We start from the raw sequence: 15,741 nt of genomic DNA on the forward strand, positions 1-15,741 counted from the left end.
AAGATTAATCATTTTCCAAAAAAGAGCGCAAATGCTCAGAGCGTGAAGGATGGCGAAGTTTACGCAATGCCTTGGCTTCGATTTGGCGAATGCGCTCACGAGTGACATCGAACTGCTTACCGACTTCCTCTAGAGTATGATCGCTTGGCATGTCGATACCAAAGCGCATTTTGAGTACTTTGGCTTCTCGTTCGGTCAAATTATCAAGCACCTCACGGGTTGCTTCACGAAGACCTTCTGCCGTTGCATTTTCAATCGGACTTGAGATGGTGTTATCCTCAATAAAATCACCCAAGTGGCTATCTTCATCATCACCGATCGGCGTCTCCATAGAGATGGGCTCTTTGGCGATTTTAAGGACTTTGCGCACCTTGGCCTCATCCATATCCAGACGCTCGCCCAGCTCCTCTGGTGTCGGCTCACGACCCATTTCTTGAAGTAGCTGACGACTGACGCGGTTGATTTTATTAATCGTTTCAATCATATGCACAGGAATGCGGATCGTGCGTGCTTGGTCAGCAATAGAGCGTGTGATTGCTTGGCGAATCCACCATGTTGCATAGGTTGAGAATTTATAACCACGGCGATATTCAAATTTATCCACCGCTTTCATCAGACCAATATTGCCTTCTTGAATCAAATCAAGGAATTGCAAGCCTCGGTTGGTGTACTTTTTGGCGATAGAAATCACCAAGCGTAAGTTGGCTTCCACCATGTCTTTTTTGGCGCGACGAGCCTTGGCCTCACCGATTGCCATCTGGCGGGCGACCGCTTTCATATCACGGATGTCCATTTGAAGGGCTTGTTCGTGTGCCAACAATTTTTGCTGCAAGGCGACCACTTCAGGCTCAATTTTGGCCAAAGTGTCGGCAAAAGCAGGACCGCCTTCGATGCGGTGAGACAGCCATTCGACATTGGTTTCATTGCTTGGGAAGGTCTTTTTAAACTCCTCCATAGGCATTTTGCCGCGGCGAATCACAAGCTTCATGATACGGCGCTCGTTGGTGCGCACATCTTCATAAACTTCACGCATCAAGCTCATGACTTGATCCGACAAACGATTATTCAGCTTAATGAGCATAAAATGATTGGCCAGTTCATTATAAGCTGCTTTGACTTCTTCGCTGCCGCGGCCATGCTTAGCTAGGGCTTCTTGGGCCACATCATACAAGCGCTGCATCTCTTCAAAACGGACGCGCACTTCTTCAGGGTCAAGGCTTGAATCATCGGTGTCCTCAAGCTCAGCGTTATCAGACTCACCCTCATCCTCTTCTTCAGCCTCATCTTCGACCGTGGTTTTGGGTGAGCCAAGATCCAACTCAACTTCTTCTTCGCTTAGAATAAAATCGCTGTCATCCCCACTTAAGAACCCAGAAACGATGTCGGAGATTTTTTTCTCGCCAGCAAGCACTTGCTGATATTCATCAAGCACGAATTTTACCGTGCCTGGCCAATACGCCATGATGTATTGAACTTCACGAGTGCCTTCTTCGATGCGCTTGGCGATACCAATCTCGCCTTCACGGGTCAGCAGATCGACCGTCCCCATTTCGCGCATGTACATACGCACAGGATCGGTGGTGCGTCCTGGCTCAGTCTCAACAGATGCTAATACCGCCGCCGCTTCATCTGTTGCCATGTCATCATCGCTACCAGTGTCTGATAACAAAATATCGTCATCATCTGGGGCTACTTCAAATACTTGAATGCCCACGTCAGTCAACATCTGAATGATGTCTTCAATTTGATCGCTCTCGGTGACGGACTCTGGTAATTGATCGTTTACTTCGGCATAGGTGAGATAGCCTTGCTCCTTGCCTAGGCGAATCAGTGCACCTAACTGTGATGAAGAAGCGTCGTGATCTTCGGTGATATGATTATTTTCACTCATGTGCATTTTGTCTCTTGGTCGGCGTCAAAAACATTTCATTATACTGGCTTTTGGCATAGCTTTCAACTCAGCGAAAGGCTTAGCCATGCTTTTATTAAAAATATAAATTTATCATTTTATAAAAATATTCTAATAACAAATCCTGGCTTTTCATTCATCAAATTTTCTCCAAAAGCTGATGAGTATATTGGGATTAACAGCCTATTTTAAAAGAGTGATAGCAAAAATAATGCCAAACAAAGCCGATCATTATCGCGGATTTAGCAACTTTTAGTATCATTGATAAAAATAGTGAATATATCGGTCATCTGCTTGACCTTGAACTGAGCAGGTGTTTCAATGTAAGCTATCGTAAAACACCCGCTGATATTTGATGCTTATATTAAAGGAATAACGATGACGCTTAAGTTGGGCAGTAAAAGATTTTGGCTAGGAATGATAGGAACAGTCGCCATTGTGGTAGGGTTTCGTGAGCTGGCATTGGTGGTGTGTACTTGGCTTGGCATGCCGACGGCGGCAAATATCGTGGGTTTGGTGAGCTTATTTGTCGTGCTGGTAGGTGTGCGCATGACGGTAGGGCTGCCGACATGGTTATCAAGTTCAGCAAGCACCTTGCTGGTTGATAGCGGTTTTGCTTTTTTGCCGGTTTCGGCAGGCGCAGGGATTTTGCTGTTTGGACTGGGTGAGGATTTGCTGCCGGTCTCAGCAGTCATTATTATCAGCACTCTCATTCCGCTTTGGGCATTTGCCAAATTATCTGCACTATGGCTTGCCGGTCGGGATGCCAAAAATGATAGAGGTGCGTTATGATGCTTGATACGACCACCATTTTGATCGCCTTTATCATCACTTTGATTGCGCATGTCGGCGCCAAATATGTCCTGCGCTACTTAAATAAGTTTATCAAAGGCGTGCCCATGATCATCGTCGCCATTGTATTGACGCTACTTTTGTTATTCATCATTGGGCTTGATTATCATACTTATTACGCACATGCCAGACCTGTTTTTGATCGCTTACTTGGTTATAGTACGGTGCTGTTGGCGGTGCCCTTGGCAGGGATGGATTTTAAGGGTTTGCCAGTCAAAAAACTGGGCGTCGTGGTGATATTGGCAAGTATCGTCGGGGCGATATTGCCGATGTCTTTAAGCTACCTATTTGCGCTTAATATGGATACCATCTTGGCATTTGCGACGCGTTCTGTCACGACGCCTGTGGGATTGTCGGTTGCACAAATCATTGGCGCGCCTTTGGTGATGGCAAATTTGATCATCATCGTTTCTGGTATTTTGGGTGCAGGCATGTGCCGAATTTTATTCAAAAACATTCACGATGAACGTGCTCAGGGCTTGGCATTGGGATTGGTGGCGCATGCCATCGGTACAGTAGAAGCATGGACGATCAGTCCGACGGCAGGGCGCTATGCAGCGTTTGGCTTGGCGATCAATGGCTTGGTGACTGCCATGTGGCTGCCTGTGGCTGTGCTTTGGTGGCTGTCTTAATATTAAATCTCTGTAAATGGGTGTTTTATTTATAACATAATCTCATGAATAAAGCGCTCTGATCTGCTTCAAATAACAAGCAAAACTGTTGAAAGTTTAGAAAAATGGTTGGGTTTATGTGTTTCTAAAGTGTAGCATTTTGTAGTTATGAGTGTTTCATCATGTTATTTATTAATTTTGTGATATAATGTGCCAAATTTTTTACCGAAGAAAAGACGAACAGACGATATGCAAACTTCAAAAATCCATGTAAATGCCCTGATTTTAGCGACATTTGGCATGCTTAGCGGTAGTGCATTTGCCCAAAACCCTGTCTCGGTTTATATTGCGCCTCAAGGCTCTGCCAATGCGACTGTGGCAACAGCCTATACTTTAGCAAATAGTCAAAACGCTGTAGAGTCTAGCCTATTGACCAATTTGCAAACCAATACCAGCAATTCCCAAAAATTCACCAGATTAAGCAGTGAGCCTCAAGTGGTTAGCCGTTTGTATACCAATGGTGAGTCTGCGACCAATTTTTCTGCCAATTTTGCAGCAAGTAATTATTCAAGCTATTCAGGTGGCTATTCTGAGCGTAGCGCCTACGATCATCTGATCCGAGAATCTGCGGCAAGACATGGCGTAGATCCTGGCTTAATTAAGGCGGTCATACACACCGAGTCAAGCTTTAATCCCAATGCGCGTTCACGCGTGGGTGCCATGGGTCTGATGCAGCTAATGCCAGGCACAGCTCGTGATATGGGCGTGTATAATGCGTGGGATCCTGCCCAAAATATCGAAGGCGGCACTAAGTATTTGGCGTATCTGCAGAGTCAATTTAGCAATCCAAACCATGTGATCGCAGCTTATAATGCAGGTCCTGGTAATGTTAGAAAGCATGGCGGTATTCCTCCATTTCGTGAGACCAGAAACTATGTGGTCAAGGTTAATGATCGCTATAACAACATCTATCGTATGGATGCAGCGCTGTATCAAGGCTATGACGCCAATCGCACTATGCTTGCGATGAACAGCACGCCAGCAGCACAGGTCAATACGACGACGACTTCTTATGCTCAGCCAGTCACCCAAGCGACGCCAAGCAATCCTGTGATTAGCCGTGAAGCCTCTGCGCGTATTTATTTTTCAAACAATGAGTAATGAGATCTTCCGTTTAGGATGGATTAAAATTGCTTAAACCCAAAAAGTTGTTAGCTTTTTGTGTCTATACAGGCAAAAACTTTGATGAGTCGAAGTTTTTGCCTTTTATTTTGCGTATTTATCATTATAATAGTAAGACTTTTGTCAGTTATATTTTTGATTTATAAAAGGAAATTCACAGATGATGCGAATTGGTTTATTCTTATTAACCAACTTAGCCGTATTGATCGTCTTTAGCATCGTTTTCATGGTGCTCTCGCAGGTCTTTGGCTTGGGTAGTGTCCATGGTGCGGGCGGGCTGAACTATGTCAGCTTGGCGGTGATGTGTTTATTGTACGGTATGATTGGTTCGGTCATTTCGTTGTTTTTGTCCAAGTGGATGGCTAAAAAATCAACCGGCACCGTCGTGATTGATACCCCAAGAAATGGCACAGAGCAGTGGCTGGTCGACACCGTCGCTCGCCAAGCGCGTGAAGTTGGCATTGGCATGCCTGAAGTGGGTATTTTTGATAATGCTCAGCCTAACGCATTTGCTACCGGCTGGAATAAAAATAACGCTTTGGTTGCTGTATCATCAGGTCTTATCCATACGATGACACCCGATGAAGTCGAAGCGGTGCTTGCGCACGAAATCGGTCACGTCGCCAACGGTGATATGGTGACTTTGGCGCTGATTCAAGGCGTGGTCAATGCCTTTGTGATGTTCTTTGCGCGTATTATTGGTAATTTTGTGGATCGTGCGATCTTTAAGAATGAAAGTGATTCGCCAGGCATCGCCTATTTTGTGACCAGTATTGTGATGGATATTTTGTTGGGTATTTTGGCGTCAGCGATCGTCATGTGGTTCTCGCGCCTGCGTGAATACCGTGCTGATGAGATGGGCGCACGCCTGGCTGGTCGTGATAAGATGATCAGCGCACTCAATGCCCTGCGTCCTGCTGAAGCGCGTCCAGATCAGATGCCTGAATCAATGAAAGCATTTGCCATCGCAAGTGGTCAATCTCAAGGCTTTAGCATTGCCGGTTTGTTCCGCTCACATCCGACTTTGGATGATCGGATTGCGTCGCTACAAAAATTTAATGGCTAATTTTTAATTGCGACAGCGCCAAAAAAGACTGCTTTATGAAGCAGTCTTTTTTTTGATTATAAGCAAAAGGGATTCAGCTGATCGTCTGACTTATCATCATGTTGCTTAAGCACTTCTTCAAATGGCTCAAGCACAGGCTCTAAGCTTTTGGCTTGATCCGAGGGCAGGACTTGATTGGGATTCAGTGCGTATTGCCCAAGTAGCTGAGTCAGCTTAGCAGGCGACAGGCGCACACCCAGTACTTGATGACCCAGCTCATCAAAGCTTTCTGACTCAATCACGCCAAGCTCGTGCAGGGTGTTTTTTAGGGCGCCTGCATGGTGGGGTAAAGTCAGTGTGTAATGATTTAAATGCCCTGATAACAGCTCTTGGACTGCCAACATCAGCTGATCCATACCCAGATTGTCTTTGGCAGACACATAAACCCGATGCGGCACGCCTTGGTCTTGATAATGTACTTTGGCAGGCTCGCCACTTTTATCAATCTTATTAAATACCAATAAAATCGGCGCATCCGCCTGTATTTGCTCAAGCACATCATTCACCGCCTCGATTTGGGCATGCATATCCTCACTGGCGGTATCGATCACATGCAGCAATAAATCCGCCTCAAGCGTCTCTTCTAGCGTGGCATGAAAGCTTTCTACCAGCTCGTGTGGCAAATGGCGCACAAACCCCACTGTGTCTGCCAATACCACATTACCCACACCTGGCCATTTGACACGGCGCAGCGTCGGATCAAGCGTAGCAAAAAGCTGATCGGCAGCATAGATATTATCGTCGGTTAAGCGGTTAAATAGCGTTGATTTGCCTGCGTTGGTATAGCCGACCAATGACACGGTTGGTATGTCTGATTTTTGACGCTTAGCACGACCTTGTTTGCGGGTTTGTTTGACTTTATCAAGTTTAGCTTTGAGCTGCGTGACCCGAATTTGAAGCAATCGGCGATCCGTTTCCAGCTGAGTTTCACCAGGACCGCGCAGTCCGATACCGCCTTTTTGGCGTTCAAGATGCGTCCAGCCGCGCACAAGACGCGTGGCAAGGTGATTAAGCTGCGCCAGCTCAACTTGTAATTTACCTTCATAAGTGCGTGCACGCTGCGCAAAAATATCCAAGATAAGCCCTGTGCGATCAAGTACACGGCATTTGATCAGTGATTCTAAGTTACGCTCCTGACTTGGGGTGAGCGTGTGATTAAAAATGACAATGATGTTATCAGCATCCTCTTCGTTAGCTTCACGAAAGCGCTTGACCGCCGCTGCGATTTCTTCGGCTTTACCTGTGCCGACAAAGTATTTGGCATGGGGCTTACTGCGGCTGCCTGTGACGATTTCTACTTCATTGGCGCCTGCTGAGTGCACCAACAGGCGAAATTCTTCTAAATCATCTGGATCTGCGATCTGATGAATGTCCAAATGAACCAAAATGGCATTTTCTCCGCCTTCGTGTCTGTCAAAATATTGCAATATAAATCCTTAAGATTGAAATTTAAAATGCTTTAATGGGGACGACCTACCCAAAAAATCAAGTTGTGGTATTATAAGGTATTTTTAAGCTTGAGTGTGTATTATGTCTGATTCTACGACCAACTCCATTCGCCACCGTGATAAGGTCATGACTTTTGATGTGCCAAAAGTGATGGGTGTACTCAATGTCACGCCAGATTCATTTTCGGATGGAGGGCGTTTTAACCATTTGGATGCCGCTTTGGGTCATGCTGAGCAAATGATCGCTCATGGCGCTGATATCATTGATATTGGTGGAGAATCCACACGCTCCCATGCGCCAAAAGTGAGTACCGATGAAGAGCTTGAGCGTGTGATCCCTATCATTGGCGCCATTCGTGAAAATTTTGGTGATGCGCTGTGGCTGTCTGTCGATACCAGCAACCCTTTGGTGATGCAAGAAGCGATTGGCGCAGGTGCTGACATTGTCAATGATGTGCGCGGTCTTAGCCGAGAGGGCGCGCGTGATGTGGTCGCTGAGCTTGGGTGTCCTGTGGTCATCATGCATAGCCGCGGCACCCCTGATACCATGACTCAGACGATGGATGACCTGGCAAATTACGAAGATGTGCTTGGTGAGATTATCACTGAGCTTGAAGATAGGGTAAATGGGGCGATAGCTTCAGGGATCAAGCAAGACAAAATCATCATCGATATCGGTATGGGGTTTTCAAAAACTTATGAGCATCACATCCAAATCATGCAAAATTTACAGCAGGTCATTGAGCATTTTAAGCTGCCTATGCTGTTTGGTGTGTCTCGTAAGCGATTTTTGGGTGAGATTTTAACCAATAGCGGACTTGACTATCTTAAGAATCATCAACCGATTGATCGAGATAATTTGGGGACGCTTGCGCATTTTATTGCGCTACAGCAGGGCGCGCATATTGTGCGAGTGCATGATGTTAAGTCAATGGCGCAGGCGGTGCGACTATGGCAGGTATTATACGGCTAATTAAATTGAGTCAAAGAGTCAGGTGTCAGCCAAAATGGTCAATGCACTCAAGGCAACCACAGGCGCAGTCTCTGTACGCAGCACGCGCTCACCAATCCGCCACGGCATAAAGCCATGACTGATCGCCAAATCAATCTCTCGTGGGCTTAAGCCACCTTCAGCACCGATCAATAGACTGATGTGTTTTGGTAATGGCTTATCAAAGGTAGGTTTATCTTCACTGAGTGCAAGCACCAGTTTAAGCTTATCTTGACAAGTCGCCACCCATTCATCAAGCGAGATGGGCGCGATGATTTTTGGGACAATATTCATGCCACACTGCTCACAAGCAGCGATGGCGACACCTTGCCAATGCGTGAGTTTCTTAAAATCTCTTTCGTATTTTAGGTGAGCTTGGCAGCGATCACTGGTCAGCAAATGGATCTGAGATACGCCCATTTCGGTGGCTTTTTGGATCGCGTAATCCATACGATCGCCGCGGCTCATCACAAGACCAATGCTTGCTTGAAAAACTGGCACACGATTGATGGGGTCGTACTCATCGATCTTGACGCTGGCAGATTTTTTATTAATATGCGTGAGCGTCACGGTGTACTCACCGCCCGCCCCATCAAACAAAAAAGCACGATCGCCAACAGAGGCGCGCAGCACCTTGCACCAATGATGTGTGACATCATCAGGCAAGGTCATGCTTTGTCCAATCAGATCGGCGTTAAGCGGCGTATTAATAAAAAATCTTGGCATGATTTGACCAGTCAAATAGCTTAAATCAGACCCAGCTCAGTCACCAGAGTCTTATTGGGTTCGGTGTTGTTCATGCTATAAAAATGCAAGGCAGGCACGCCTTCTTGGATGAGGCGCTCGCACAGATGGTGCACCACGTCATAGCCAAATGCTCGGATGGCTTTGCGATCATCGCCAAAGTCAGCCAGCTGCTTGCGAATATAGCGAGGAATGTCAGCACCGCAAGCATCAGCGAAGCGGATGATGTTTGAGGCATTGGTGATAGGCATGATCCCTGCGATGATGGGAAAATCGTCCTGATGCACGCCTTTTTTTGCCAAGCGGTCGCGCAAATACAGATAGCTGTCAGGATTATAAAAAAACTGCGTAATCGCTTCATTGGCGCCAGCATGATATTTGGCAACCAAATTATCAATATCAGCTTCAAAATTTTTGGCTTGTGGGTGCATCTCTGGATAAGCTGCTACCTTGATCGAAAAATAATCACCGCTGTGCTCGCGGATATATTTGACCAAATCCAGCGCAAAAGGCAGCTCACCATAACCCACTTGACCAGATGGTAAGTCACCACGCAAAGCCACCACGCGGTCGACGCCCAGTGATTTATAAAATTCAAGCAGCTCAGCAATCTCACTTTTGGTATCGCCGATACATGACATGTGCGGTGCAATGGGGGTATTTGATTGCTGAATCAAGGCTTCGACGATGCCCAGTGTGCGTGCGCGTGTCGAACCACCCGCCCCATAAGTCACGCTAAAATAAGTGGGATTTAGCGCATTGAGCTCATCAAAAGTTTTCATCAGCTTCACCTGCCCATCGTCTGTCTTGACAGGGAAAAACTCAAACGAAAACGGCACTTTAGTGGTTTTTGGTTGATGGTGCGTACGGCTGGGTGCGGTGTTTAGATCATTTTTTAACTCGCCAAGCAGCTGCTCAATGGCAGTCAGGCGGTCTAAGGTGTGTGTCATGAAGCAATCTCAAAAATGGCTGAAATTTTGCTATTATAGCAAGTTTTGATAAATTTGAATCAAATTATGACAGCTTTTTTGAATGATTTGGCGTGATTTTTTGAGTGAATTAACAATGGCACAATCTAAGCTGTGCCATTATTAGTTTGCTTTAAGGCTTGGCATGTTTGATCAGTGGCAATAACGCCCCGTAGCCGTGTTTGCCCATATCTGCTTTGGGAATGAATTTTAAGGCATCGCCATTGATACAATACCGCAGTCCGCCCCGTGCCTTTGGACCGTCAGGGAACACATGCCCCAAATGCGAATCGGCAGTGCGTGAGCGTACTTCGGTGCGTACCATGTTATAGCTGGTGTCGGTATGCTCGGTGATGACTTGTGGGTCAATCGGTTTGGTAAAGCTTGGCCAGCCACAGCCTGAGTTGTATTTGTCGGTGGATAAAAACAGGGGCTCACCGCTGACAATATCCACATACAGTCCATCATCAAACAAATGGTCATAGGCATGGCTAAATGCTCGCTCTGTGCCTGCGTTTTGGGTGATGTCATATTGAGCTTTGGTTAGGGTGTTTTTTAAATTAGCCTTATCAAACGCTTGATATCGTTTGGGGTCAAGGACTTCTTGAATGGTGCTTGCCTTGGGCAGGGTTTGGGTTTTGCTGATAATTTTATCATTAGCAAGGCTTAAATCCACATGACAGTAGCCATTGGGGTTTTTGGTCAAATAATCTTGGTGATAGTCTTCGGCAAGGGCAAAATGGCTTAGGGGCAGATTTTCTACCACAATGGGGGCTTTGTATTTTTGCTGTAATTCAATTAAGGCGTTATCGATAATTGCCTTGTCGCTTGGATCGGTATAATAAACGCCTGTGCGATACTGTATGCCACGGTCATTGCCTTGTTTATTGACGCTGGTTGGGTCAATGATTCTAAAATAATAGCGTAGCAGGGTGTCCAAATCCATGTTATCGGCATCATAAACCACTTTGACCGTCTCGGCGTGTCCTGAGCCTGCGATGACTTGTTCATAGCTTGGGTTTTTGAGGGTTTCATCGCCATTGGCATAGCCACTGACAGCATCTACCACGCCATCAATCCGCTCAAAATAGGCTTCCACACCCCAAAAACAGCCCCCTGCCAAATAGATGGTTTTGGTATTTAGGGGCGTGCCTTGGTCGTTATAATGCACACCGTCTTTGTCTTTGGTAGGCATGGCAGTTTGGTGGCTTTGGGCTTTTAGCTCGCTCAATGCTTGTGGGTTTTTTGCCAAATAAGACACTTGCTCAACGCTAAGATTGCCTTTATTTAGATAGACAAGTTGCCCGTTTTTATCCAATATCGCCCAGCTGGGATAGACTTGTATGCCCAGGGATTTAATGAGTTGACCACTACTGTCAATGAGCACAGGCAGATTGGGATAATCGGCTTGTAGTACTTGATACCAGTTGGTAAAGTCTTGGGTATTTTTTTCATTTAGGTGAGTGGGGCTGGCGACGGTGATGATGTTAAAGCCTGCCAAATTGGGGTCGCTACGCCAGTCATGCGTTTCTTGTAAGGTGGATAGGCATAAAGGGCACCAACTTGCCCAAAACTTGACTAAGGTGGGCTTATTTGGGTCAATGACGCTTTTGCCTGTGTCGCCCAAGCCTTGGGTGAGCTGGGGCAGGGCGGATAACTGCGCCAAGGTGTCGCTAGGCAGCATGTCTTGATGTGTTATGGATTGGGTTTGGATGTCGTTGGGTTTACCGCAAGCAGATAGCATACTAAGACTGGCAAAGATACTAAGACTGATGGCGCAGGCATGCGATCGTAAGCGTGGCTTTGTCATAACAGCTCCTTGTTGGATCATGGATATTTATAAGACGCTTTTGATGGGATAAATCTTACAAAAATATGCCATTAAAACTCATTTTATCACCTTGTGGTTTGGATGTCATCGCTTGGATAGTCTTTAAAAAGCTGTGCTTGTCGCCTGTTGACTTTGGGGTGAGATGTTAAGGTGTTAAGTTGGTAAAAAGTGCGGAGCTAATGTATCAAGCATCAATCATTTATGATTAAATAAAAAAAAGCGGTAATGAACTTACCGCTTTGATAGAGCTAAGAGTGATACAAGACTGATTAGTACTTATACTCATCTGCCTTAAAGGGACCTTCAACAGGCACGCCGATGTAGTCAGCTTGTTCTTGGGTGAGTTTGGTAATCACGCCATTAAAGCCTGCCACCATGGCAGCAGCGACTTCTTCGTCCAGCTTTTTGGGTAGGACTTTGACATACAGATTGTCTGCTTTTTTGTCGGCTGGCAAGTCGGCAAATTTTTCTTGATACAGATGGATTTGTGCCAGTACTTGGTTGGCAAATGAGCCGTCCATGATGCGTGATGGGTGTCCTGTGGCGTTACCTAAGTTGACAAGGCGACCTTCGGATAACACAATCAGATAATCGCCGTCATCATCAGAGCGATAGACTTGGTGAACTTGGGGTTTGACTTCTTCCCATTTCCAGTGCTTACGCATAAAATCGGTGTCAATCTCGGTATCAAAATGCCCGATGTTACACACCACGGCGGTGGCTTTTAGGGCTTTTAACATGTCGCTATTACACACATGATAGTTGCCTGTGGTGGTCACAATCAAATCGGTGTCTTGTAGAAGCGTCGTGTTCACGCCTTGGCTTTGGTCGCCACCCACAAACGGTGAAACCAGTTCATAGCCGTCCATACACGCTTGCATCGCACAAATGGGGTCAATCTCAGACACACGCACAATCATGCCTTCTTGGCGTAAGCTTTGGGCAGAGCCTTTGCCCACATCGCCATAGCCGATGACCAAGGCACGGCGACCTGACAAGAGCATATCCGTGCCACGCTTGATGGCATCATTAAGACTGTGGCGGCAGCCGTATTTGTTGTCGTTTTTGGATTTGGTAACCGCATCATTGACATTGATGGCAGGGACTTTGAGTTCTCCTTTACCCAGCATATCAATCAGACGGTGAACGCCTGTTGTGGTTTCTTCACTAATGCCATGAATGCTGTCTAACATCTGTGGGTATTTGTCATGAATCAGAGCGGTCAAATCGCCACCGTCATCTAGGATTAGGTTGGCGTCCCATAGCTTGCTGTCTTTGTGGATTTGTTGTTCTAAGCACCACTCATATTCTGCTTCGGTTTCGCCTTTCCAAGCAAATACAGGAATGCCAGCGGCGGCAATGGCAGCAGCAGCATGGTCTTGGGTGCTAAAAATGTTGCACGATGTCCAGCGAACTTCGGCACCTAACGCCACCAAAGTTTCAATCAAAACTGCTGTCTGTACCGTCATGTGGATGCAGCCGACGATTTTTGCGCCTGCCAGTGGCTGCTCATCGGCATAGCGTTTGCGAATGCCCATTAAGGCAGGCATTTCTGTTTCGGCAAGGCGAATCTCTTTGCGACCAAAATCAGCCAAGCTGATATCAGCAACTTTATAATCAGTGAAATTTGGGTCAATGGCAGACACTGCGTCCACTCCTTAAAATAGGCTAAGTTAAAAAAGTTAAAAACGCAGATGTCGTTGTTTTGCTCTTGATTAAAGCCCCAAGCCTGACCTTTTAAACCGCTTCAAAAGGACGCAACATCTCTTGGCAACCTAATATTATAACAAATATCCGCTTGATTTTAAAGACAATATCATAACTAAAAAAAGCCGCTCATCTTGAACGGCTTTTAAGTTGGTTTATATTAGTAGGTCAGAGTCAAACCTGCGGTGGTCAAGCGTCCACCATTGACATACCAGCCATTACCAAAATTGCTGACTTGGCGATATTCAGTATTACCGATATTTTCAATATTGGCAAAGAATTTAGCATTTGGCGTCACTTGCCAGTAAGTACCGACATCAACGGTGGCGTAGCCACGGACGCGCTCGGTGTTCGCACCATTGCTAAACGCTTTTGAGCGAGCCACTAAGGATAAATTGACCCCATAGTCATCTTTGGCAACACCAGTAGATAAAGTCAATGTTTGTTTAGGGCGATAGGCAATTTCAAGATTGTTCGCTTTATTCTCAGTCTCAACATAGCCATAGTCTAGTGATGCAAAGTAGCCGTCTTTTGCCCATTTTACTCCAGCTTCTGCACCTTTCATGGTTGCTTCATTGACATTATAGTAGCTGGAATTATAAATGCGGTTGACATAATCATTTGATTCGGTGCCATAAGCAATCAGGTTGTCAATTGTACTGTAATAACCTGATAAATAAAATTTTGTATTGGTATTAAGGTGATGGTCAAATCCAATCTCGTAGGTTACGCTTTCTTCAGGTTGTAAATTAAGATTGCCGTTGGTGTTGTAGGTGCTGGTAACCCAATTGGTGGGGTCGGTATGCCAGCTTTGCCAATCTGCGGGGTGCAATTGGGAGCTGCTGGTCTGATAATACAGCTCTGTCAAAGCTGGCGCTCTAAATGCTGTGCCAATATTGGCATAGACGCTGGTCGCAGGCGTGAAATGGTAACGGATGGCACCTTGGCCAACAGTATGGTTGCCAAAGCGGTCGTTATCTTCTAAGCGGACGCCCAATTGGGTATTGATTTTATCGCTGTTATATTGATGCTGTAAATAGTAGCCGTAGCTGTCTATTTCTTGTTTGCCATCTTTAATATCGCCGCTTTTGAAGTCAGATTTTAGATAGCTTATACCAGCTAAAATGTTTTGGTTGGGTGCGATATACCATTTAGCGTGAATGTCAGCATCTTGATTTTTGGTATTAAAATGATCAGGGTCGCTGTCATTGACCACTTGAGTGTCTTTGAATTCTGAATAACGCGCAGCAATGGTTAAGTCCTGACTGACGTCAAAACTAGCCTTAGCGTTAATAAGCTGATTTTCAAAATCACGAGTGGCGTCATTTTTGCCAGTTGCATAATTGAAGTATTGACTAATTCCTTCATTTTGACTGATGCCAATGCTGGTACTTAAACGATCATCACTAAATCCAATCACAGCACCATAGCCTTTTTGGTCATAGTTTGCTTTTTGATCACGATTTTGATTATCCAAAATACGCGTACCATCAGTCTCTAAGCGCTGACCATGGATACTAGCATATAATCCTATATCGGTCACCAAATCTGCCTTTACCAAAGCTTTGTAGGTATTATTTTCGCCGCCAAGACCAGTAATTTGGATGCCTGATTTGCTTGGTGCCGATGTGCGCATCTGCACCACACCGCCCACAGCATCTGCACCATATTGTACCGAAGCAGGACCTTTCACGATTTCGATTTGGCTGACATCAGATAAGTCAAAAAACGCAGGATAAAGTGGTGCAAGGTGATTTTGGCTATTTAGTCTTGCACCATCCTTTAAGACCAAGGTGTGGTTAGCATTGGTGCCACGAGTAGATATTTCGCTAATTTGTCCGATACCGCCTGATTGCTTCAAGCTGATGCCTGCGTCTGTTTCAATAACTTTAGCAAGGTTTGAGACAGGATTTTGTCGAATCTCACGCTCACTAATCACGCTGACACGGGCAGGGGTTTGGCTCAGAAGACCGTCTGTTTTTGAAGCGGTGACGATCACAGGATCAAGGATTACGGTTGGCTCAGTGGGTTGAGTGTCTTGGGCAAATGCTGCGGCAGACAGTGGGGCTAATGCCAATACAATGGCACGGCGTAGGGTAAAAGATGACATAAATTACCTTCATGTATGAATATTGCTATTGGTTAAAGTTTTGTAAACCAAAACGTCCAATATTATATCATGAATGTAAAAATCACCTGTTAATTTAAGTTGATAAATTTTAATGCACAGATGAATTTTATTCAGTTTGAATTTTCGTGAAACAATTAAAATATTATGGACAAAATTTGTCCATAATATTTAATACCTGATAAACATTTGCTCATAAAAATTTGTCAGATAATTCAATTAATTGCAGTTATAAAAAAATATAGTAATAAGTACAAATAATTTG

At 45.4% G+C, this 15,741-nt stretch carries 12 protein-coding genes; 5 read left to right on the forward strand and 7 right to left on the reverse strand.

The window, feature by feature from the left end; genetic code table 11:
- Positions 1-4 precede the first annotated feature (4 nt).
- On the reverse strand, positions 5-1,891 hold the full coding sequence (rpoD, locus tag U0021_RS08470) for an RNA polymerase sigma factor RpoD (protein ID WP_114800682.1): 1,887 nt from the start codon (positions 1,889-1,891) through the stop codon (positions 5-7).
- A gap of 396 nt (positions 1,892-2,287) precedes the next feature.
- Here rpoD and U0021_RS08475 point away from each other — a divergent pair, with 396 nt between their 5' ends.
- From U0021_RS08475 to htpX, 4 genes are all read left to right on the forward strand, one after another.
- A complete protein-coding gene (locus U0021_RS08475) occupies positions 2,288-2,701 on the forward strand; it encodes a hypothetical protein (RefSeq protein ID WP_049236164.1) in 414 nt (137 codons plus the stop codon).
- Positions 2,701-3,393, forward strand: a complete 693-nt coding sequence (locus U0021_RS08480) for an LrgB family protein (RefSeq protein WP_049236303.1) — start codon at positions 2,701-2,703, stop codon at positions 3,391-3,393. The genes U0021_RS08475 and U0021_RS08480 overlap by 1 nt, the downstream gene beginning before the upstream one ends.
- A gap of 228 nt (positions 3,394-3,621) precedes the next feature.
- Positions 3,622-4,533, forward strand: coding sequence for a lytic transglycosylase domain-containing protein (locus U0021_RS08485; protein WP_114800684.1), 912 nt, complete (start codon positions 3,622-3,624; stop codon positions 4,531-4,533).
- A gap of 181 nt (positions 4,534-4,714) precedes the next feature.
- Complete coding sequence (gene htpX, locus U0021_RS08490) at positions 4,715-5,620, forward strand: protease HtpX (protein WP_114800685.1); 906 nt, start codon at positions 4,715-4,717, stop codon at positions 5,618-5,620.
- Positions 5,621-5,676: 56 nt separating this feature from the next.
- Here htpX and hflX read toward each other — a convergent pair whose 3' ends face one another.
- Entirely contained in the window at positions 5,677-7,086 is a 1,410-nt protein-coding gene (gene hflX, locus U0021_RS08495; protein ID WP_114800686.1) for a ribosome rescue GTPase HflX, read from the reverse strand.
- A 103-nt stretch (positions 7,087-7,189) separates the two neighbouring features.
- Here hflX and folP point away from each other — a divergent pair, with 103 nt between their 5' ends.
- On the forward strand, positions 7,190-8,080 hold the full coding sequence (folP, locus tag U0021_RS08500) for a dihydropteroate synthase (protein ID WP_114800687.1): 891 nt from the start codon (positions 7,190-7,192) through the stop codon (positions 8,078-8,080).
- 18 nt (positions 8,081-8,098) lie between these two features.
- Here folP and U0021_RS08505 read toward each other — a convergent pair whose 3' ends face one another.
- The 5 genes from U0021_RS08505 to U0021_RS08525 form a co-directional block, all read right to left on the reverse strand.
- A complete protein-coding gene (locus U0021_RS08505; RefSeq protein ID WP_114800688.1) occupies positions 8,099-8,824 on the reverse strand; it encodes a 16S rRNA (uracil(1498)-N(3))-methyltransferase in 726 nt (241 codons plus the stop codon).
- A 20-nt stretch (positions 8,825-8,844) separates the two neighbouring features.
- Positions 8,845-9,792 (reverse strand): methylenetetrahydrofolate reductase [NAD(P)H], encoded by a 948-nt coding sequence (gene metF / locus U0021_RS08510; RefSeq protein WP_114800689.1) that lies wholly within the window; start codon positions 9,790-9,792, stop codon positions 8,845-8,847.
- Between the two features lie 151 nt (positions 9,793-9,943).
- Positions 9,944-11,620: a bifunctional peptide-methionine (S)-S-oxide reductase MsrA/peptide-methionine (R)-S-oxide reductase MsrB gene (gene msrAB, locus U0021_RS08515; RefSeq protein ID WP_114800690.1), complete on the reverse strand. Its 1,677-nt coding sequence runs from the start codon at positions 11,618-11,620 to the stop codon at positions 9,944-9,946.
- A gap of 290 nt (positions 11,621-11,910) precedes the next feature.
- A complete protein-coding gene (gene ahcY, locus U0021_RS08520) occupies positions 11,911-13,287 on the reverse strand; it encodes an adenosylhomocysteinase (protein WP_114800691.1) in 1,377 nt (458 codons plus the stop codon).
- 221 nt (positions 13,288-13,508) lie between these two features.
- The gene (locus tag U0021_RS08525; protein WP_114800692.1) at positions 13,509-15,458 is read right to left on the reverse strand and encodes a TonB-dependent receptor plug domain-containing protein; all 1,950 of its coding nucleotides are present in this window, start codon (positions 15,456-15,458) and stop codon (positions 13,509-13,511) included.
- Between the last annotated feature and the right edge of the window lie 283 nt (positions 15,459-15,741).

Origin of the sequence: Moraxella canis, assembly GCF_034424565.1 — a bacterium.
Lineage (GTDB): Bacteria > Pseudomonadota > Gammaproteobacteria > Pseudomonadales > Moraxellaceae > Moraxella > Moraxella canis.

What these genes read in the sequence shown, in the direction of transcription:
- rpoD (WP_114800682.1), bottom strand. Translation starts at nt 1,891, where the DNA reads ATGAGTGAAAATAATCATATCACCGAAGATCACGACGCTTCTTCATCA.
- U0021_RS08475 (WP_049236164.1), top strand. Translation starts at nt 2,288, where the DNA reads ATGACGCTTAAGTTGGGCAGTAAAAGATTTTGGCTAGGAATGATAGGA.
- U0021_RS08480 (WP_049236303.1), top strand. Translation starts at nt 2,701, where the DNA reads ATGCTTGATACGACCACCATTTTGATCGCCTTTATCATCACTTTGATT.
- U0021_RS08485 (WP_114800684.1), top strand. Translation starts at nt 3,622, where the DNA reads ATGCAAACTTCAAAAATCCATGTAAATGCCCTGATTTTAGCGACATTT.
- htpX (WP_114800685.1), top strand. Translation starts at nt 4,715, where the DNA reads ATGATGCGAATTGGTTTATTCTTATTAACCAACTTAGCCGTATTGATC.
- folP (WP_114800687.1), top strand. Translation starts at nt 7,190, where the DNA reads ATGTCTGATTCTACGACCAACTCCATTCGCCACCGTGATAAGGTCATG.
- U0021_RS08505 (WP_114800688.1), bottom strand. Translation starts at nt 8,824, where the DNA reads ATGCCAAGATTTTTTATTAATACGCCGCTTAACGCCGATCTGATTGGA.
- metF (WP_114800689.1), bottom strand. Translation starts at nt 9,792, where the DNA reads ATGACACACACCTTAGACCGCCTGACTGCCATTGAGCAGCTGCTTGGC.
- msrAB (WP_114800690.1), bottom strand. Translation starts at nt 11,620, where the DNA reads ATGACAAAGCCACGCTTACGATCGCATGCCTGCGCCATCAGTCTTAGT.
- U0021_RS08525 (WP_114800692.1), bottom strand. Translation starts at nt 15,458, where the DNA reads ATGTCATCTTTTACCCTACGCCGTGCCATTGTATTGGCATTAGCCCCA.